This window comes from Peribacillus sp. NJ11, assembly GCF_030348405.1.
Lineage (GTDB): Bacteria > Bacillota > Bacilli > Bacillales > DSM-1321 > Peribacillus.
The window spans coordinates 3,332,797-3,353,599 of record NZ_JAUCFO010000001.1; the positions used below are offsets into that span (position 1 = coordinate 3,332,797).

17 protein-coding genes, 2 pseudogenes and 1 riboswitch are annotated in these 20,803 nt (G+C 36.3%); of the genes and pseudogenes, 10 read left to right on the top strand and 9 right to left on the bottom strand.

All coding sequences use genetic code 11. From position 1 onward, the window contains the following. Window positions 1–245 precede the first annotated feature (245 nt). Together QUF86_RS16475 and QUF86_RS16480 are read right to left on the bottom strand one after the other, a co-directional pair. Window positions 246–1,448 (bottom strand): MFS transporter, encoded by a 1,203-nt coding sequence (locus QUF86_RS16475; RefSeq protein ID WP_289315955.1) that lies wholly within the window; start codon window positions 1,446–1,448, stop codon window positions 246–248. A 25-nt stretch (window positions 1,449–1,473) separates the two neighbouring features. Continuing rightward, window positions 1,474–2,055 carry a TetR/AcrR family transcriptional regulator gene (locus QUF86_RS16480; protein ID WP_289315956.1) on the bottom strand — a complete coding sequence of 194 codons (582 nt, stop codon included), beginning with the start codon at window positions 2,053–2,055 and terminating at the stop codon, window positions 1,474–1,476. A 484-nt stretch (window positions 2,056–2,539) separates the two neighbouring features. Here QUF86_RS16480 and QUF86_RS16485 point away from each other — a divergent pair, with 484 nt between their 5' ends. Further along, window positions 2,540–3,280 carry a VCBS repeat-containing protein gene (locus QUF86_RS16485; RefSeq protein ID WP_289336240.1) on the top strand — a complete coding sequence of 247 codons (741 nt, stop codon included), beginning with the start codon at window positions 2,540–2,542 and terminating at the stop codon, window positions 3,278–3,280. A gap of 186 nt (window positions 3,281–3,466) precedes the next feature. On the opposite strand, the gene QUF86_RS16490 is transcribed toward QUF86_RS16485, so the two are convergent. Both QUF86_RS16490 and QUF86_RS16495 read right to left on the bottom strand, forming a co-directional pair. Next, window positions 3,467–4,087, bottom strand: coding sequence for an NAD(P)-dependent oxidoreductase (locus QUF86_RS16490; protein ID WP_289315957.1), 621 nt, complete (start codon window positions 4,085–4,087; stop codon window positions 3,467–3,469). Window positions 4,088–4,598: 511 nt separating this feature from the next. Continuing rightward, a complete protein-coding gene (locus QUF86_RS16495) occupies window positions 4,599–4,802 on the bottom strand; it encodes a hypothetical protein (protein WP_289315958.1) in 204 nt (67 codons plus the stop codon). Window positions 4,803–5,205: 403 nt separating this feature from the next. On the opposite strand from QUF86_RS16495, the gene QUF86_RS16500 reads away from it, so the two are divergent. Continuing rightward, complete coding sequence (locus QUF86_RS16500) at window positions 5,206–5,388, top strand: YjcZ family sporulation protein (protein ID WP_353957666.1); 183 nt, start codon at window positions 5,206–5,208, stop codon at window positions 5,386–5,388. A gap of 250 nt (window positions 5,389–5,638) precedes the next feature. On the opposite strand, the gene QUF86_RS16505 is transcribed toward QUF86_RS16500, so the two are convergent. Then, complete coding sequence (locus QUF86_RS16505; RefSeq protein ID WP_289336241.1) at window positions 5,639–6,445, bottom strand: histidinol-phosphatase; 807 nt, start codon at window positions 6,443–6,445, stop codon at window positions 5,639–5,641. A gap of 512 nt (window positions 6,446–6,957) precedes the next feature. Between QUF86_RS16505 and QUF86_RS16510 the strand changes: the two genes are divergently transcribed. Next, a complete protein-coding gene (locus QUF86_RS16510; RefSeq protein ID WP_289334897.1) occupies window positions 6,958–7,593 on the top strand; it encodes an FMN-dependent NADH-azoreductase in 636 nt (211 codons plus the stop codon). A gap of 396 nt (window positions 7,594–7,989) precedes the next feature. Then, window positions 7,990–9,219, top strand: coding sequence for an NAD(P)/FAD-dependent oxidoreductase (locus QUF86_RS16515; protein WP_289334898.1), 1,230 nt, complete (start codon window positions 7,990–7,992; stop codon window positions 9,217–9,219). A 430-nt stretch (window positions 9,220–9,649) separates the two neighbouring features. On the opposite strand, the pseudogene QUF86_RS16520 reads toward QUF86_RS16515, so the two are convergent. Together QUF86_RS16520 and accD are read right to left on the bottom strand one after the other, a co-directional pair. Further along, window positions 9,650–10,611: pseudogene (locus QUF86_RS16520) on the bottom strand (acetyl-CoA carboxylase carboxyltransferase subunit alpha). After that, window positions 10,608–11,435: an acetyl-CoA carboxylase, carboxyltransferase subunit beta gene (gene accD, locus QUF86_RS16525; protein ID WP_289334899.1), complete on the bottom strand. Its 828-nt coding sequence runs from the start codon at window positions 11,433–11,435 to the stop codon at window positions 10,608–10,610. Before accD ends, QUF86_RS16520 begins: the two are co-directional and overlap by 4 nt. 846 nt (window positions 11,436–12,281) lie before the next feature. On the opposite strand from accD, the gene QUF86_RS16530 reads away from it, so the two are divergent. Next, a complete protein-coding gene (locus tag QUF86_RS16530) occupies window positions 12,282–13,526 on the top strand; it encodes an MFS transporter (protein ID WP_289334901.1) in 1,245 nt (414 codons plus the stop codon). Between the two features lie 707 nt (window positions 13,527–14,233). Next, window positions 14,234–14,863, top strand: a complete 630-nt coding sequence (locus tag QUF86_RS16535; RefSeq protein ID WP_289334902.1) for a fumarylacetoacetate hydrolase family protein — start codon at window positions 14,234–14,236, stop codon at window positions 14,861–14,863. Between the two features lie 156 nt (window positions 14,864–15,019). On the opposite strand, the gene QUF86_RS16540 is transcribed toward QUF86_RS16535, so the two are convergent. Together QUF86_RS16540 and QUF86_RS16545 are read right to left on the bottom strand one after the other, a co-directional pair. Further along, window positions 15,020–15,817: a carbon-nitrogen family hydrolase gene (locus QUF86_RS16540; RefSeq protein WP_353957667.1), complete on the bottom strand. Its 798-nt coding sequence runs from the start codon at window positions 15,815–15,817 to the stop codon at window positions 15,020–15,022. 15 nt (window positions 15,818–15,832) lie between these two features. Further along, complete coding sequence (locus tag QUF86_RS16545; RefSeq protein WP_289334903.1) at window positions 15,833–16,744, bottom strand: MFS transporter; 912 nt, start codon at window positions 16,742–16,744, stop codon at window positions 15,833–15,835. Between the two features lie 352 nt (window positions 16,745–17,096). On the opposite strand from QUF86_RS16545, the gene QUF86_RS16550 reads away from it, so the two are divergent. The 4 genes and pseudogenes from QUF86_RS16550 to QUF86_RS16560 all read left to right on the top strand — a co-directional run. Further along, the gene (locus QUF86_RS16550) at window positions 17,097–17,270 is read left to right on the top strand and encodes a hypothetical protein (protein WP_289334904.1); all 174 of its coding nucleotides are present in this window, start codon (window positions 17,097–17,099) and stop codon (window positions 17,268–17,270) included. Window positions 17,271–17,883: 613 nt separating this feature from the next. Beyond that, a riboswitch (ZMP/ZTP riboswitch) is annotated at window positions 17,884–17,962 on the top strand. Between the two features lie 56 nt (window positions 17,963–18,018). Then, window positions 18,019–19,611 (top strand): glutamate/serine transporter AimA, encoded by a 1,593-nt coding sequence (locus tag QUF86_RS16555; RefSeq protein ID WP_289334905.1) that lies wholly within the window; start codon window positions 18,019–18,021, stop codon window positions 19,609–19,611. 702 nt (window positions 19,612–20,313) lie between these two features. Next, window positions 20,314–20,481, top strand: a complete 168-nt coding sequence (locus QUF86_RS28925; RefSeq protein ID WP_483313921.1) for an asparaginase domain-containing protein — start codon at window positions 20,314–20,316, stop codon at window positions 20,479–20,481. Continuing rightward, window positions 20,457–20,726 (top strand): annotated as a pseudogene (locus QUF86_RS16560) (hypothetical protein); the annotation flags it as partial. The gene QUF86_RS28925 and the pseudogene QUF86_RS16560, both read left to right, overlap by 25 nt. Window positions 20,727–20,803: the final 77 nt, after the last annotated feature.

A 20,803-nucleotide genomic window follows, 5' to 3' on the forward strand; every position in this document is an offset into this window, starting at 1 on the left:
TAGAGTCCCATTGCTGAAAAGAGCGATTGGGTAAGGAGTTCTCCCTTTTTAAAGAAATAAGGAATATCCGATATATTTTAAATTTAATTAAAGAAAATAAGATCCCTTGCCTAATATGGACAAGGGATCTTTGTTCAAAGAGAAAAGTATACTATTATTTTTCAAGTTTAAGAGTTTTCCAGCTCAAAAAGAAAGCTACTTTGAAAAAAATCATATTCGGAACAATCTGCCGCGTGCTTTTCAAATTATTCCGCTAAGCTTGCTGCCAATCGGTCTTCTTTCCAAATGACTGTAATACCTAGGCCAATGACGATAATGACAGCAGCGAAAAGATAAGGATAGTGGATGTTTACGTCAAATAGTATTCCTCCCATTGCTGGTCCGACGATATTCCCTAAGCTCGTATAGGTTGAGTTCATTCCAGCTACAAACCCTTGCTCTTTTCCGGCAGCCTTTGATAAAAATGTCGTCAATGCCGGACGAAGCAAGTCAAATGCAAGGAAGATGAAGCAAGTTACTACAAGTACTGCCAAATAGCTGGAGATTAAAATGGACGCCACCGCAAATATTGCACCGATGATTAAACATAATTGAATCAGCTTCTTTTCACCGAGGATATCTACCAGTTTTCCAAACATGAATACTTGCACAACAACTCCGAAGATTGAGCTTATTGTAATGATGGTTGCAATATCCTTCGGCGTGAAGCCGAATTTATGATCAGAAAATAGGCTAAAAACAGTTTCATAGGCTGATAAACCAAAAGCGAGTACAAATACAATGATAAACGCAATGAAGTAAAGCGGATTAAGTGATCTTTTTATATCTCCAAAAAAGTTTGTTTGCTTAGTATTAGCAGAAACTTCTGCAAGCTGTTCCTTTGTCATAGGCTCTTTTAAAATGAATATGGATGTAAGGCATGCTAAAAAAGCAATGGCTGCCGCAAGGAAGAAGGGCAAGCGTATACCATATTCTGCAATAAAGCCACCGATACCAGGTCCTATAATAAAACCCAAGCTAATAGCGGCTGAAATATAGCCCATTGCTTTTGGCCTTTCTTGAACTGATGTAATATCTGCAACATATGCAGTAACACCCGGCATAATAAAGGCGGCACTAATTCCCCCTAGGATTCTTGATATATAAAAGACGGATACGTTCGTGCCTACACCAAAGATAAGTTCTGAAACACCAAAAAGGAATAATCCGATAATGATGATTTTCTTTCTGCCATAACGGTCAACCCAACGGCCTGCGAATGGTGACATAACAAGTTGTGATACCGCAAATACGGCCACAAGAAAGCCCATCGTACTTCCTGATAAATGCATGATATTCATAAAAGATGGCATAACGGGGATAATGAGTCCAATTCCCAGAAAGGCAATGAATATATTGCTTAGAAGAATAATTAATACCATCTTTTGTTCTTTAATTGGTTTATTCATGTATTAACACCTCTTTCTATGTAAATCATTTTTGTGAAATTCCTCTCCAAAATACTTTCCAAGAGGCTGCTAATTTATCCTTCAGCCGTTTCTCATCATTGCCGTATACAAGCTCCAGCATAATGGAATCGACTACTCCCAAAAAAGCATAGGTCGGCGTTATTGCTGCATCTCCGACGATTAATTTAGCATTGATCCAATCTTGGAATTTTCTTTCCAGTATCGCCTGTACCTTTTCCTCGATATCCATGACCTCTTCTACGATAGCTTTTTCAAGATGGGCTGGCGGAAAAAAGGACATACGTAGCCAAAATTTTAAATGCTCATTTTTTTGGAAAAGATCGATGATCAATTGTAGAAATCCGTATAAATCTTTTTCAGGATTTTTTGAATCAACTTTACTAAAATATTGGAGTTTCGAAGATAGCTCCGTCTCTTTCGCATCACGTAAAACGTTTAGAAAAAGATCATCTTTTCCTTTAAAATGGGCGTAAATGGATTGTTTTTTCATGCCGACTTCTTCAGCTATCAGAGAAAGGGATGCTCCTTCATAACCATGAATCGTGAAATACTTTAGAGCGGCTTCTTTAATTTCATTGCTTTTCAATAATATCACCTCAAATTTAACGAACGTTCGTCAGTTATATTAGCAAATTAAATAAATATAAGCAAGCGGAGTAGCTTATAGAAAGGTATTATGCAACGCGATAATGTAGAAAAATCGGACACTTTAATTGAATCAAAAGGAGAATACAAATGAGACATGTCTTATTTGTATTCTCCTTTATTTTTTTTGGGGGGAAATTAATATTATCCAACTCAAGTTTTGCAGATTCGGCTATTCCCCAAATTCCTGCATATAATTCTATATTGAGAATAAAAAGGCAGGTGGGGTGAAGATGGATACGTATGATATCAGAAAAGAGCTTCATTACTATTCCACAAAAATACGAGAAACGAATGACCCTTATTATTGGTATTGTTTGGCTGAGACTCAGATTAGAGCCGGATTAACCAACGAAGCACTGCAAACGATTGATAACGCCTTGTCGTTCCGAAATCCATATCCTTCAAAACAGGAACTGCTAGAAATGCAAGTGAGCCTCCAATCTGTTCTTTCAAGAGAAATGAATCAGAACAGATCAACCATAGTAACTTCAAAGCAAGGCGATATTGACGGGGACGGGGAAAAGGACAATGTTTTTATTACCGCAAATAAAACCCCTGATAGTCCATTTTGGAAAAACTTAACTTTAGTCATCCGGAATGGGAGTACAAATCAATATGAACAAGTTCCTTTGAAAAATAACGCAGGATACAATCCAACCCTTATTCTTGGTGATTTTACAGGTAACAAGAGGGATGATATTTTAGTGGTCATTGATACAGGAGGCAGCGCTGGTGCTATTTATGCATATGTATTTTCTTATTTTAATGGTAAACTCACGCCGGTTTTTGATTCCGATGCATTCAATGAAAACTATAAGTACGATGTGGCTTATGAAAATCAATACAAAGCAAAGGTGAACAGTTATTATCTAAATGAAAAGTACATTCTTGACCTAACTTATAAGGGGAAGGAATATTTATCTGAAATTTATAACCAGAATGGTGTTTTGAAGGCGCCGATAGAAGGATGGGTCAATCCTTTATCTGGTTTATATCCGGTTGATTTCAATAGGGACGGCATATATGAGCTCGAAGCCTATCAGAGGATAGCAGGGAGGTACAATGCCGACTCACTAGGATTTGTACAGACCATATTGAAATGGAACGGGAAAGCGTTTGTTCCTGACCGGCAGAATGTCGCTATTTTTGGAGGGGGGATATAGCATTTTTGAAAAGACGACGCAGTGATCAATACAGATTTCCACTTATCGTTCACACGAATAAAATTTGCGTTAATCTCTTATTGCGTCGACAGAATTTCATGCCCTTCTTCTTTGTAACTTCAATTCCCTTGAGTTGCTTATTCAACAAACGGGTTAGTTCAATAAGCAAGTAGTAAAAGACTATTATTAGTAGGCAATACCTACACGTGATTTTATATAATCGCTACTTTTTATTTGGCTAAATGTAAATTCTGCAGTATCCGGCACAGATATTTCAACTCCACCCTCCGGCAAAAAATTACCTTCTACACGATATTTACCTACACTTTCTCCATCAGGCAAATACGTAGGACAGACAATAGTCCATTTTAGTGTTGATTGTTTAAGCATATCGTATACTTTATGATGTTCTTTCGCTGCACGGGTAGACTTACGCTTTGATTCACTTGACAGATAACGCAGTGAATTTGGGGTGGTTCTACTTTGCAGGATACCTGCAGTTCCAATAGTTATAATTCGTTGTATATCTTCGTCTTCCATCGCTTTGATAATTAGTGGCATACTTGTTGATAATGTGGTTGTCCCATCAGTATTCAGTGCACTAATAACAACATCAATCCCTTGCATTGCACGGACGATATCATCTTTATTTAATACATTACCTTTGATAATCGTTAAATTTTCGTTATTTATTTCAATCTTCTCTGGAGTGCGAACTAATACAGCAACATTATGTCTATCATGAAGGGCATAAGTAACTAATTGACTCCCAACACGCCCAGTTGCACCTAAAATCAAAATATTCATAAGAAAGAACCTCCTTTTGCGAATACAAATTACACTAAACATTATATCGTCTTTTTCAACAAATGAGAGATTTAGTGCAATATGACATCATAAAACGAACAAGCTTTTCTATAAAGAATCAGCAAATAATAATAATAAAAACCCAATTTTCGATTTATATCATTGAAAGATTGGGATTTTTAATAGAGAACATCCTTAACGTTGTAAATTCGCGTTTTGCTGGCGGTCCTCCAAGAAGGAACTGCCAATCTTTTTTTTAGATAATAATGTTTACAAAATTTAACCTACCATTTAAAAATAGAACTGGATTGAGTCGATGAAGAGTTTTCTCGTCTCGTGAGCTAGGTGAAAGTAAGGAAATAAGAGTTACAAGACTAATACAAAAGGGCCCCCAATAGCTTCAGGAGTGGCCCTTTTGAAAATGTTCACTGGTGGAATGATCTGATTTCCATTGGTGAGAAATGACTTTATCTTGTCTTCTAGTTTAATTATGTATCACTTTTTTTGATTTCTAATATTGCTGTTCTTCTTTCGATTGTAGAAAAGCATCAACTGATTCATCTAATAACTTTTCCCGATTTGGATCTTCATTGACATCTGTATCCACTTCCATTTCTTGGTTAAGTATGTCGAGTGTATCCTTTTCTTTATTTAAACGACTAACCTGATTTTTATGTTGGGATGTGTTAGGGTTACTATTTTTTTGATTAGGCATATAAACTCCTTCTTTAACAAGTAATTTCTAATTAGTATGAACTATTGATCCAAAATAAAATCCAATATTTTTTAAGCTTTTACGAACTGAGGGCCTGTAATTAATCAATCTCTTGCTATCTTGTTGTTCACTATGAAAGGTGCCATTGCCTAGAAAACCGAAGCTAGATGGAGTTGCCGACGTGACAAACCTCATCACACAGATGGAAAAGCAGGCTTTTCTAAAGAGGATAGCAACCAAATGGGACAGGAAGACTGAGTAAAAAAGAACATGAGGATTCGCCTTTTATGGTGATAAGATGTCCTGCAGTAAGTGATAATTGTGTCATTATCCTAATTAGAACATATGGTGAAGTAACCCATAAAATTAATTCCTCCTTAAAACAAATAAGGAGATGTTTTTATTGTCAAGTTGTGGTCATGAATCAAATTGTGATTGTGAGAATAACGGTTTTGGATTTGGTGGAGGTTTCGCCTTTATAGTCGTATTATTTATACTCTTGATCATTGTTGGAGCTACTATTTGTTGTGATGATGGAGGTTACGGTGGTCCTGCCCCCGTTCAAGGCTACGGCGGTTTCTGCTAAAAATTGTATATGAAAAAAGCCGACCTTTAATTGGTCGGCTTCTTCAATTAATCTGTCCTTTGCATGTGTAAATTCTTACACTTATCATTTTCAGGGCCCGTTTCAAAAAATGGTACCAATATGGTAACACCGTTCTTGATATGGATATTTATGGTGAAAAGGTACAGGGTTATGAATGTGATGACGCAATAGACCTGGTTAGAATGGAAGTTGGCTATCCGGTCCAGTTCTAATCCTATTGACGGGAAGGTTAAAGTGGAGTGAGAATCCTTTGCTTCTTAACAAAGTAAGCCCACTCAGAAAAGCCGATCTCCTTTAGTCTTTTTTGGACTAATTCAAATTCATCACCAACACGTTCAGGTGTATGGGAATCTGATCCAAATGTTACCTTCACATTATAGAAAAGTGCTCGTTCTAAAATGTCATCCGCTGGATACCATCCACCACAATCTTTTGTTTTACCAGAAGTATTGATCTCAATGGCGATATCTTCTTGACTAATGATTTTCAACGTTTTTTCAATACTGTCTGTTTCAATGGATGAAAAGGCTGGATAAAACCCTTTCATTGCATCAATATGGCCTAAGATTTGAAACACTCCGCTTTTTGCTGATTTCTGTATTAATTCATAGTATTCATCCTTGATTCTTGACTGTTCTTTTGAGGTCAAACCATTCCAACGCTCTTTTTTAAAAATGCTAATGTCTTGAACATAATGAACAGATCCAATTATGTAGTCAAAAGGGTGTAAAAGATATTGATCACGGTAGACTTCAATGTGATCAGGGAAGTAATCACTTTCCATTCCTAATAACACGTGAATTTTACCTTCATATTTCTCTTTTAAACGATGTACTTCCTCAATATAAGGGACAAGTTCACTTTTTGCCATTGCAATAGTTGGGTAGAGATGGTCGTCCTCACTATAAAAATATGGAGAATGATCAGAAATCCCAATATAATGCAATCCGTATTCAATGGCTTGCTTTACATAATCCTCAATTGTGCCGATAGCATGTCCACAGCGCTCATGGTGAGTGTGCAGATCAAATTTTATTGAATTCGTCAATTGCTTAGCCTCCTAAAACCAACCATATTGTCTTGTTTTATCATATCCAAAATTCAAACTCTTTCTCACAAATTGTAAGAAGATTTATACCTTCCTTAAATCTGCCGTTATGGACGGGGAATGGATTTACTTTAGTGGTGATACCCCTTTATTTTAAGGAATTAATTTTATACATATCACTTATCATTGAAAACAACTTTATACCTGCCAGAAAATTTCTTAGTCGTGGGATTTTCTTATGTTTGTCGGTTACACAACATTCATTGTGAGTTGTTCCTAGTAGAAACAAGAAGCAGAATCAAATTGGTCAACACGAAAAAATATGATTGGAGGAAAATTATTGGTCTTAAACAAACCAGCTAGAAGAAGGTTATTCAGTTTAAGGGCGCATTGTACAAGGAAAAGGAATTGGTCATTTTTAGTTCGGGGTTTGTATAAATGTTGGATTTCTTAGACAAACTAGAATGTTCAAATATGTAAAAAGAAAGGAAAGATACAAAATGACAAAGATATTGTACATCACAGCTCATCCTCATGATGACAAACAATCTTACAGTATGGCCGTTGGAAAAGCATTTATTGACACTTATAAAGAAGTTAATCCTAGCCATGAAATTGTGAATATTGACCTTTATAAAGAAAATATTCCTGAGATCGATGTAGATGTTTTCAGTGGTTGGGGGAAACTTCAATCTGGAAAGGGCTTTGAAGAACTTTCGTCGGAAGAGAAAGCAAAAGTCAGTCGTCTCTCAGAGTTATGTGAGCAATTTATAGCTGCCGATAAATATATATTTGTAACACCTTTATGGAATTTTTCATTCCCACCAGTATTAAAAGCATATATTGATTCCGTTTGTGTTGCAGGAAAATCATTTAAATACACCGAACAAGGCCCAGTTGGTCTTTTAACTGATAAGAAAGCCTTGCATATTCAAGCTCGTGGTGGTATTTATTCCGAAGGACCTGCAGCTGAAATGGAAATGGGTCACCGATATCTAAATATCATTATGCAATTCTTAGGAGTGCCATCCTTTGAAGGTATATTCGTTGAAGGACATGCTGCAATGCCTGATAAAGCACAAGAAATTAAAGAAAATGCCATTGCACGATCAAAAGATTTAGCATCTACTTTTTAAACCAAAGAGTCAACAACTTGTTGGCTCTTTTTTTTTTGCATAATTAAAAGTAATATCTGGATTTATTTATTCTTACTTCATCAATCAGGGGCATTTCTCTAATAAAGGCGTATCTCTTTTATTTAGTGGGTATTTAGTATTTTGGCTTTTTAAAATTTCGCCAGATAATTTAATTTCTTAATGTTCTATATGAAGAAGTAAAAAAGGTCGATCCTAAACGTAGAGGAGATCGACTTTGGAATTCTCTGTACTTATTTCGTTTTATTTTCCATACTTTATGTATGAAGAATATTCTTATCAATTTTCCCCATTGCTTTAACTCATAGGAGCATTAACTTTAGAACCCTGCAACTGGAAATGCAAGTTAATAATTGTACTTAAAAATGGAGTGATACGATGAATAAGATGTATGATGTCATCATTACCGGTGCTGGATGTGCCGGCTCTACCTTGGCAATTTATCTAGCTAAAGCTGGTTTCCATGTGTTGTTAGTGGACCGATCGACTTTTCCAAGGGACACATTATCAACCCATACCTTTTTCAATAATACTGTCGCTCTTCTTCGAGAAATAGGTGTCCTGGACAAGTTATTGGAAACAAAAGCACCACCGGTACGGGATATTAAATTTCAATTTGAGGATACCGTGATAGAAGGTCTCATCCCTGAGGTTTACGGAGAGGACAGTTGTTATTGCATTAGACGAACTTATCTCGATCATATCCTACTTGAACATGCCAAATCTCAAATGAATGTAACTGTTTTGGAAGGATTTCGTGTGACGGATGTCATCCGTGAAGACGAAACAGTAATAGGCGTGAAAGGTTTAGACAGCATCAACGAGAAACAAGAATTTTCAGCTCGCCTGGTAGTCGGTGCAGACGGCCGATCCTCTATTATTCGCAAGCTGGTAAAAAGTGAACTCAAAATAAGTATTCCGGCAACAGTCGGCATCTATTTTGGGTATTTCTCTGGATTTCGCCATGATAATGTCCCTAAATTCGAAGTATACAAGTTAAAAGATAACACAGCCATTCTCTTTCCGACGAATGATGATTTATACGTTATTGTCGGCATTTTCCCATTAGGAAATAAGGGATTGATAGAACGGTTGAAATTAAATCCGGAAAGCGGTCTACGCAATCTCTTAACAGATAACTTTCCGAATACAACAATTGGGGCGCGCTTGAAAAATGCAAAACTAGAAGAACCGGTCAAAGGCATTCTAGGGTATGATAATTACTGGTATAAAGGAATGGGAAAAGGATGGGCGTTAGTTGGAGATGCAGTTTGTTTTAAAGATCCTGGCATGGCACAGGGTATCCATGATGCTATATTTGGGGCACGTATATTATCCAATATTCTATTAAAATATAAGGGACAATACGATCAATCAAATCAAATGTCTGAAGAATATCAAAAGGCAATGGAAGATGAGTTTATGGTTCGGTTTCACGTGGGATGCCAAATTTCGAAGAATGAACGCATAACTGAACAACAGGATGCTGTCAACAAGCTAATCAGTTCCCATCCAGAGGCCATAGAGAAGTTTTTAGGGATTTACAATTACGCAAATGAGCCCGTTGATTTAGAAAAAGAACTCGAACGAATCATGCAGTCGAACTAGCGATATTTCTAAAAAATAAAGTGATTCAAGTACAAAAATAATTCACTATAAACATAGAGCGACAATATCATTTTAAGATAGGACTAATTCAAACAAATTATAAAGCAGTTCAATCTCATTTTGGAAAGCGTATCCTCTGGGTAAAGTTGCCCGGGTTATACAATACAGCTTAACCTATTGAGCCTGCATCAGTGGTGCTACCCCTAATATGGGGGTTCAAGAGGAACGGTTAATCAATCTTTATTTCAAAGCTACGGTTGGCACTTTTTTCACCAGGTGCCATGGCACAAATTAGAGAAATAAAAAAAGTCATTTCCTTACGTACAGGAAACAGCTCTTTTTTACTGGGATTTGCTTAGCATACAAAATAACGAAGTTTGGCGATTTTCAATTGAATTGAAATCCAACATGAAAATACTCCGCGATTTAGTTAATTATCACCTTTAACCAGTATTTCGTCCATATACTCACCAATTTTGCGGAATTTATCATATCGTTGTTGGCGTAAAATGCCTTTATCTAAATGACCAAGTTCTTGCAATGCTTTTCGTAGAGTTTCTTGGATATATTGCGATTGAAGAGGGAGGTCAATATGTGCTCCTCCAACAGGTTCTTTTATGATTTCATCAATCACGCCTAGTTTCATCAAATCCTTAGCCGTAATTTTCAATACTTCAGCTGCGCGTTTTGCTTGTGTGGCATCCTTCCATAATAATGCTGCTGCTCCTTCAGGCGATATAACCGAATAAAATGTGTTTTCTAGCATGAAGATTCGATTGCCGATACCTAAAGCCAACGCGCCACCACTCCCACCTTCACCAATAATAATACAGATTATGGGCACTCCAAAGCCAGCCATTTCACGAAGGTTGCGGGCAATAGCTTCAGATTGTCCACGTTCTTCTGCTTCACGACCTGGGAAGGCTCCAGACGTATTAATAAATGTTACGATAGGTCTATTGAACTTATTGGCTTGTTGCATAATTCTTAGAGCTTTTCTGTAGCCTTCAGGTTGCGACATGCCAAAACGACGATGGATATTGTCTTTTGTATTTTTCCCTTTTTGATTTCCTATTACAGTAATAGGCATTCCCTCAAGGTAGCTATTCCTGAAACCATAGCAGGGTCATCCCCAAAAAGTCTGTCACCATGAAGTTCAAGAAAGTCTTCAAAAATATGATGGATGAAATCTAAAGTAGTAGGGCGTTGTTGAATTCTAGATAGTTTAATTTTATCCCAAACTTCCATATTCTCATAAATGTGATTTTTGATTTCATTGGCTTTTTGCTCAAGATTATTTAATACTTCGGAAAGGTCAAGATTATGATTTGCTGACATCTCTTTCAGTTCGGCAATATGGTTTTCTAGTTTTTTTAATTCTTGAAAATTCATCGTTCAAGGCACTCCCTGAAATTTAGATGATGGATTTTTAAAATGGTTGTAATTGATTGTCTTAATGCACTTCTATTTACAACCATATCCAGTTGACCGTGTTCTAATAAAAATTCAGAGGTTTGGAAATTTTCCGGGAGTTCTTCTCTTATAGTCTGTTCAATTATGCGTCTACCTGCAAAGCCAATTAAAGCTTGTGGTTCGGCAATATTGATATCGCCTAATGAAGCGAAACTAGCAGAAACGCCCCCCGTTGTAGGATTCGTCAAAACGGATACGAAAAGAATTTTTTCATAGTTTAGTTTATCTAAAGCACCACTCGTTTTCGCCATCTGCATAAGGCTAAGAATCCCTTCTTGCATCCGAGCTCCACCGCTTGCTGAAAATATTATTAATGGTTTTCGGGTTTTTAATGATTCTTCAATGGATCTTGTGATTTTTTCACCCACTGCTGAGCCCATGCTACCCATACGGAAGCGAGAATCCATGATACAAATTACAACCGGATAGCCGCCTATGGAAGCTTCCCCAGTAATGACCCCATCATATAATGAAGTCTTTTTCTTATCAGAAACTAATTTATCTTTATATTCAGGGAAGTATAACGGGTCAACGGAAGTTAAACATTTATTGAATTCCGAAAAAGAATTACTATCTGTAATCATTGAAATGCGGTCATAAGCTGTTACGGGGTAGTGATATTGGCACTTAGGACAAACATTCAAATTCATTTTCATAAGAGAGTGATCATACGTTTCCCCACACGATTTACAAGTAAAAGAGTCCGATTCGATATTTTCTCTCTTTATTGGATACACCTTCATCAATCCTCCTATAACAAGTTACGCTCCCATTTATGTAAAAAAAGGAGCGCGATATTTTTATAAAACTTTTTAAAATCATAGTAATTGTAGAGAATGAAACTTTATTGTCGGTCCTTCATTATGATTTTACTTTTCCTGTATTAATACATTTACTGGGAGGAGGAAAAAGGTATGAATGAATCAGAAACACAGGGTTATATTGACGGGAATTACATAGGCTTGTACTTATAAAAGTATTAAAGACTTCTTTCTCTTTCTGAAAAGAGGATAGAGGTATCATATGCAATTACTAAAGTAAAGGAATGGGTTACGAAGTTCATTACAATTAAATGGACATATGTACCTAGGTGTCATGAGGGGGAAAATCATATAATTGGAATAAACTCCTATCGTGTGATTCACTATATATGAATCGTAGGGATTAAAATCCCAGGAATTATCACCGCACCAAAAATAATCGTACATTTTGCTCCAAAAGTGGGTAAAACTAAAAAGATGGTATGTAGTATGTCTAATTTTCAAGATAAAGTTGTCTTTATTACGCCTCCAGAGGCAATGGAGAAGCCGCATCAAAGGAGCTTGCATCTAAGGGTGCGAAGCTGGTATCGGTAGCTCGTCGCGAAGTTTGTTTAGAAAACTACAAAAAGAAATTCTGAATTATGGCGGTCACGCTGTTTATAATGTGATGGATGTCACCTAATTTGAATAAATCGAAGAGCCCTATGTGGCATCCAGTGCTTGAATTAGATTAATTGGGGGTTTCATGTATGAGAGCGGTATGTGCTCACGCTGCATTGATTTTGTTTGTGGGGAGGTTGAGGTTTAGACGGGAGGCGATACATAAAGATGAATAAACAAGAAAGCGGTTATAGATGGGTGGTATTTGGCACCGTTTTATTTGCTTACTTTTTAATTGTGAGCCAAAGAACGGCTCCTGGTCTGATTACCGATCAATTGATGAAGGATTTTCATGTTTCCGCCTCTACCATAGGTCTTATGAGCGGCATTCAATTTTTAGCTTATGCAGGATTACAAATACCGGTTGGTCTTTTATCAGACAGATATGGCCCCAATCGATTTCTTATTATCGGCACACTCCTTAATGGGCTGGGAAGCCTAATATACAGCCTTTCTCCCAATGAATATATATTGATTTTCTCCCGGTTATTAGTTGGAATTGGAGATGCCACCATTTTTGTCAACTTGGTTTTAATATTAAGCCAATGGTTTAAGGCACAGGAATTTGTAAAATTATTAGGCCTGGTTGCCATGGTTGCGAGCCTTGGTTCGTTATCAGCTACCGTTCCTTTTTCCATGTGGATTTCATTCGCTGGTTGGAGAACCCCATTCCTTAGCATAGGAATTATTTTAGTGCTTTCATCATATCTTCTGTATGTCGTTCTTGTATCGAAACCAAAACAACTATTTAAAGATGATTCCAAAGCCAAGGAAGTTCTAATTAAAGAACGGGAAGGTGTTTGGACGATTCTACGCCGAATATTTTCTACCCGTCAAGCCTGGGCCACTTTCTTTTGCCACTTTGGAGTGGTTGGCACATATATAGGATTCATCGGTTCGTGGGGAGTTCCCTATGGAATTCATGTGTTTGAAATGTCTCGTTCAGGGGCAAGCCAGCTTATTATGTATGGTCTTTTTGGAGCCATCATAGGAGGCCCTTTAATTAGCTGGATTACAAGCCGGATGGGTTCTATCAAAAAAGTCTACACCTTTATCCATCTAATTGTCTTATGCAGTTGGAGTGGGTTGTTCTTCTCCGGCGTAAAACCTCCATTTATAATGGTGGTGGTTTTACTATTTATCATAGGTTTTGGAAATGGAGCTAGCTCTTTGACTTTTGCAGTGGTACGGGAATCATTTCCTATTCAACAAGTAGGTGTTGTTTCAGGATTTGCCAATATGGGTGGATTCTTAAGTGCCGTTTTGTTGCCTAGTGTTTTCGGAAATGTACTGGATCTATTTCCTCGGCATTCTATAGATGTGGGCTATCATTATGGCTTTCTCATTCCTGTCATATTTTCTTTGATGGGATTGTTAGGTGTCATTTTGATCAAAGAGAAAAAAACGTTTTAATATATATAACAGTTATAAAGGTCCGAATTGTAAACGTCCAAGTTCTAAAAAGTAAGTTTGTTATAAAATTACCAGATATAGTTTCCTTTACATAGTTAAAACAATATGTAAGGAGACTATGTCCTTTTCACTTATAACAAACGAGTTAGCTATATAGAACTTATCAAAATACTATAAACAAACTGGGAGAGATAAATGCACTTGATGCCTATTCAACAGATAGTGAATTGCAAAAATATCATCTTACAGTTGATATACATGTAATGGTGGTTAAATATTTTAAAAAGTACTTTCCTAGTGACATAATACGAGTTTCAAAAACAGAGGCTTTTCCAAAATAAAGTTCCTGTATTGAGTAGGATTATCGAAATTGAAAGTAAAGTAAAGTAAAGTAAAGTAACAACGACTCGTTAGGAAGTATGTGATCTTTTAGAGAATCACTGTTCATACGTGTGCTGGGTTTGTGAAGAATTAATAGTAAGGAAGGTTGAACTTGGCCAATCTAGCACACTTAATAATTATGAAATCGTTTGAGATTGAATTTTATGCGAAAAAACTATTAATATTAAAAAAGTAGTTAAAGAAAAAACAAGGGCGTTAGTTCCATTTACTATTGAATCATTACAAAGTAAGATTTAATAAAAAAGAAATCTGAAATTTTTGGTAACAAAAATTTTATTCTTTAAAAGAAAAGAGTGGGTTTAATAATGAAAGACATTAAAAATATCTATTGTGTAGGTCGAAATTATGCTTTGCATGCAAAAGAATTAAATAATGAAGTACCAACTTCCCCTTTTTTATTTTCAAAACCAACTCATTCGTTAGTTGAAGCGAATGGTCAGTCAATTACGTTGCCGAGTAATCAGGGTTCCATTCACTATGAAACAGAACTTGTCCTTCATATCGCAAAACCGTACGAAACAGGAATGAAAGTAGATGAAATAGTAGATGCCATAGCCCTTGGTTTGGATTTAACACTTAGAGATGTTCAAGCACAGTTAAAGCAAAAACAGCATCCTTGGCTTTTGGCTAAAGGATTTAAAAATTCGGCTGTTGTAAGTGATTTCATTCCGTTTCAAGGTGTCGAAGCATGTAAACAATTAGATTTTTCCCTTTTTAAAAACGGAGAGCGTGTACAAGTCGGAAATATTAAGGACTTACTTTTTGATTTGCAAACAATTATAGATTTTACAGCAGAGCATTTTGGGCTTGGGAAAGGAGATATTATTTTTACTGGTACTCCTAGTGGCGTCGGTCCTCTTGCAGATCAAGACAAGCTTTCACTAAACTGGGGTGGAAAGGAAATTGGATCCTGTTCTGTCACACTACATCCATGATAAAGAGTAGTCATTTCCTTTTCTTATGCAACTATCGGGACAGTAGTTGCATAAGAAAATAAAAATTATCAATGGATTTTACGTGAAACATATGCTTTGTTGAATTAAACGTAAAAGCTACTCCTAAAGATTGGTATCTCTGGAGTAGCTCCTATTTTATAACTTTCTATACTTTTCTGGTACTCTGGAATCGAATATGGGAACATCTTTTCTTATTTGGGGTACTTTCTCTAAATTTAAAGTTGCCTTTAATTCACCAACTTCTTGATCCAATTTTTGAACAATGTCTCCCCATGGATCTACAATTTGTGAGCAACCTGCAAATTCCACCCCTAGCTTTGTCCCCGCCACATTTGATGCAACAACATACATTTGGTTCTCAATTGCGCGCGCACGAAGTAACGTATTCCAATGTGTTTCCCTTGCAAGTGGCCATTCTGCGACGATATGTAACACTTGAATACCTTGTAATGCTAAGTCACGAATAATTTCTGGGAATCGTAAATCGTAACAAATAATAACCCCCATCTTCACACCTTCAAGTTCAAATATTTCAACTTGATTATGGCCGCCCGTTAAAAACTTAGGTTCATCTAACATCGGAACAAGGTGCATCTTGTCATATGTGTGAACAATCACACCCATTCGATTTACTATAATCGCACGATTAAAGATATCTTTACCTTCTAATACGGCAATCGAGCCACCCACCAAGTTTACATTAAACTTCTTAGCCAGTGATTGTAAAAATTCAATGGATTGCTTTCCATCCACTTTGCAGATTTCTTTCAATTCCTCCAACGCATAGCCCGTAGACCACATTTCAGGAAGTACAACAACATCTACATCATCACTATAGTTAGCTTCTAACCAGCGTTCAATGATTTTCCTATTCTCTACAGGATTTCCAACCACTAAATCCATTTGAAATACTAAATAATTCAAATCGGTCACTCCTCTTAATAGTATTTAGTTTAGTAATGATGTATCTGGTTTCACAAACAACCATAATATAGCTGCAATAAACACAGGGATTACAGTTACTCCTAATGTGATATTCCAACCAAAGTTTTCTGCTAACCAACCACATAATAACGGTGATACAAAAGCTCCTAGATTTCCCCACAAGTTCATCCAACCTGAAACGGAACCTGAAAAGTTTCTCCCTAAGTCTGTAGCGGAAGCCCAAGAACACACTACTGTAAATCCTAGTGAACCCAAGCATAATGATAACCATAAAACATTCATATAAGGAGATAATGTCATAACGGCAAGGTACATTGAAATAATAAATACTATTAAACCTGATATAGCTAAAGAGGATCTTGATATTTGCTTTGAAAAACCTTTACGTACTAAGTAGTCGGAAAGAATACCACCAGTCATTACTGTTATCAGTATTGCTAACCAAGGTAGGCTTGCAGCAAGTCCCATTTTACTTAATGAGAATCCTCGATCTTCCAGTAGATATGTAGGTAACCAAACTAAAAAGAAAGTGATAATATACAAAACAACGAAATATTGCAATCCTAACGCCCAAAATCGATAGCTTTTCAGAAAAGTACTCCAAGGGGCTCTAACTTTAGCATTATCAACAATTTCTCTGTCTTCTAGAATATATTCTTTTTCTTGTTCATTCACAAGTTTATGAATTTCAGGATAGTCTCGGGCTATAACATACCATACACCTGCAATGATTATTCCTATTAATCCAAAAATATAAAATACAGCTTGCCAACCAAAATATTGATAGATATAAACCGTGACGATAGGGGCGATAACTGGTCCAAAATATGAACCTGCCAATAATGCACTGGATGCTCTGGCTTTTTCATCACTTCTAAACCAGTTTGTATTAAATACGTCATTAGCTGGAAACATCGGTCCTTCACCTATCCAAGTAAGAATCAGACCGATACAATAGACCGTGAGATTTAACTAAACCCGTCAAACCCGTAAATACTGACCACCATACTAGAGAAAAAGCGATCATTTTTCTAGGACCAAATTTTTCTGCCATAAGTCTTGCCGGAATTTGAACTAACGCCTAACCTAAAGAGATTAATGATGCAAGCATACCAAAATTTATAATCATAATTTGTAGAAAAATGTCGTTATTTACGAATATCTTATCTCCATTTCTGAGATATTATTATATTGTATTCACTTTAACACATTGAAGTGGTAATGCAACGTTTATGTCGGTGCTCAACTTAGTGAGTGGGGAAAATAAATGAGTGTAATCGTCGAGAAGAAACGAGTGGAAAGCTATACTCATATGGAAGATGTAATGTTGGTTGGGAAAATCCAAAATGGTGATGAAGATGCACTGGACTTTTTAATCAAAAAATACAGATGTGTCCTCCAAACTAATGCATTTGAGGTATTTTTTAAGGGGTGGGGATAAAGTAGACGTCTTTCAGGAGGGTATGTTTGAACATTCTCCGATCCCTTACTTGTAGAATCATGTTTGAGGCTGGTTGTATAACAAGCGAAGCTTTGGCACTACATGGAGGACTAGGGGTACTGGGTAATTCCTTTAGCTTTTTATTAATAATATCCAAAATTTAATTTATTCAGATTAACCTAATCAATGAAAAGCCAGGAAGGCACATTTTACATAGCACTTGCTTCTATTAGTATATTTGGAAATCCAATCTACGTTCATCACTCTAGCTATGCCGAGTGTGTTTCATGTGCATGGCTTTTTTTTGAGGAAGAAAAGAACAGTTTATGTAAATGTTGTTGGATATAATTTGTAAAATATGAACGGTTTATTTTGCGAATATAAGCTCTTAAAGATTTTTAAGTATAATGTTAAAGAGAGATGATTTTATTGATGTAGCGTGTGTTCCGGAAATCGAATGTTTGTTTTTTGGACTTTAATTTACCTAATTTTTTCAAATTAAAATGAATATTGATAGGGAATTACGAAAAATAAATAAGAATATATATAAAATATAAATATTTTTCAAGTGTTGTGAAATTTAAAATAATCCTATATACTATAAAAAAACTATTTTCCTATATGTAACTGGCGCAACATGGAGAACCATGGGGGAGCATATAGAGTATAAGCCGCGCGCCTGGGCAAACACTTGATCTATAAATAGATCAAGTGTTTTTTATTTTCCTAGGAAGAGGTGTAGGTAGAGATGAGTAATATGCATAGAAAGATGGGGACTTTTGCTTTAACTATGACAGGTATTGGTTCTATTATCGGCTCAGGTTGGTTGTTCGGAGCGTGGAAAGCCGCCCAGATTGCTGGGCCAGCAGCTATTTTTTCTTGGATTATCGGTATGGTTGTAATTTTATCTATTGCATTATCTTACGCAGAGCTTGGGGCAATGTTTCCTGAAGCTGGAGGAATGGTTAAGTATCCTCAATATTCGCATGGTTCTTTTATTGGATTTTTAGCTGCGTGGGCGAACTGGATTTCGATCGCTTCGACTATTACCGTTGAGGCCATTGCTTCGGTACAATATATGAGTACGTGGCCTTGGGAATGGGCCAGATGGTCTCATTCCTTAGTTGATAACAATATCTTAACGACCAAAGGATTATTCATAGCTTCTTTACTATTATTGTTCTATTTCTTCGTCAACTATTGGACAGTTAACCTTTTTGCTAAGGCAAATTCATTTATTACTATTTTTAAATTAATTGTTCCAGGTGTAATGGCAGGATCGTTATTTTTTGCTGGATTTCATGGTGAAAACTTTACAAGTTCTCAAGGAATCGCACCATATGGTTGGGCAAGCGTTTTAACAGCAGTAGCTACTTCTGGTATCGTGTTTGCGTTTAACGGATTTCAAAGTCCCGTTAATATGGCAGGAGAAGCGAAGTCGCCGAATAAGTCTATACCAATTGCTGTTATTGGGTCTATTTTAATTGCAGGTTTTATATACGTTATTTTACAAGTTGTTTTTATCGGTGCTGTCGATCCGTCTATGATTGTGAACGGATGGAGTCAACTGAATTTTAATTCACCTTTTGCAGATTTGGCAATTGCTCTTAGCCTTAACTGGTTAGCGATTGTATTGTATGTAGATGCGTTTGTATCACCATCTGGTACAGGTGCCACTTATACAGCTACAACTTCGCGAATGCTTTATGGAATGCAGAAAAATGGGTACTTACCGAATATCTTTGGTACATTACATCCACTATATGGTGTTCCTCGTCCAGCGATGTTATTAAACTTAGGCGTATGTTTTATCTTTTTATTTTTATTCCGCGGATGGGGCGTACTTGCTGAAGTGATTTCAGTTGCTACACTTATTTCGTACATCATGGGGCCAGTTGCATTGACAACATTAAGACGTACAGCTTCTCATTTTAATCGTCCATTTCACTTAAAAGGCGCTTCTATTATTGCTCCTTGTGGATTTGTTTTTGCATCGCTGACTTTATACTGGGCGCGTTGGCCATTAACAGGAGAAGTCGTTTTCATCATTGCCATTGGACTACCTATTTACTTTTATTATCAAGCTAAAAATAAATGGAATGGATTCAAAAAACAATTTTTATCAGGTGTTTGGATGCTTCTTTACTTAGGTTGTATGATTTTGATTTCTTATATTGGAAGTGAGAAGTTCGGCGGAAAAAATATTCTTACATTTGGCTGGGATATGGTGGTCATCGCATGTCTGGCACTCTGCTTCTATTGGTGGGGAGTTAAGAGCGGGATTAAAACAGAATACTTGGCTGAGGCTGAAAAAATCAACAAAGAATTTATTAATAAATAACTCTTAGTGTAGACACAGCTATATGAGTAAAAAGAAAACATGGTTACTTTATGACCATGTTTTTTTATTTATTAAAAAGTGTTCGCAAATTGGAACACCTGACAATATTAATGAAAAATTTAAACTTTTACCACACGTTTATAACCAACCTCTCTGGATAATGGATTGGCAGGAAGTACAAACATTTCATCTCCCAAGTCTAGTCGTATCGGATGAGAGAAAATGACTCCGTTATATACGAATGAGTGATATTCACCAAACTCACCACATGGATCAACATCCTCTGGTAAATCTTCCATAAATTTTTGGTCCGCAGCCAGTAAGTACATCGGACTTCGACAAGGCTCCGAAATGGCAAAACTGGAGCTGAAAACGCTTCTGGCTAAATATGAACATATAAACACGTTGATGTATATGGTTTTTAGGCTTAAACATCTAAGCTGCAATTAAGTATCTTAATGAAATAATTATCTTTTTGATATTTATCATTGTAATAACTCAGCTCAGATTCAGGAAGCAAACACCATTCTGTGGATTCAAAAAGTGGATGAGGTGTACGAGAATTGAATATTTTTATCTTGAATTATTATATTTATGTTACTATAATTACATGGAAAGTACGCGAATCGAATAAACATACGCGAATTGAATACTTTCTTTTAAAAAACTTATTGTAAAAAAGAGATAGAGGAGCCATTATCATTGAAAAAATTAATGTTGTTTACGACTGGTGGAACAGTAGCCTCACTTGAAGGAGAAAACGGACTTGTACCTGAACTGCATGCCGATGATCTATTAAGTTACATACATGAATTAAATGTACGTTGCCGTATTGATACGAAAGAGTTGTCATTACGACTCAATGTCTAGAAGAAGGAGAAGACATGGGTATATATGAAGTCGGTCGGAAAGTTGACCATAATCGTGTAGTACGTTCTAAAAATATGAACACAGAAGCAATCGTGCCGAAATTGATGTGGGTGCTAGGAAAAACAACAGATCCTAAAAAGGTAAAAGAAATGATGGAAGCATCGATTGCAGCAGATATTACATATTTTTTTGAGATACTGCTATCAAGGCGATTAACTCAAATTTGGGGGCTATATAACTCCTGACTTTGGACAGAATTCATCAGTTGATGAAGTTGATCTTTTTACAGTGAAAAAACTAGGTATCTTCTAAGCTAGTAAAT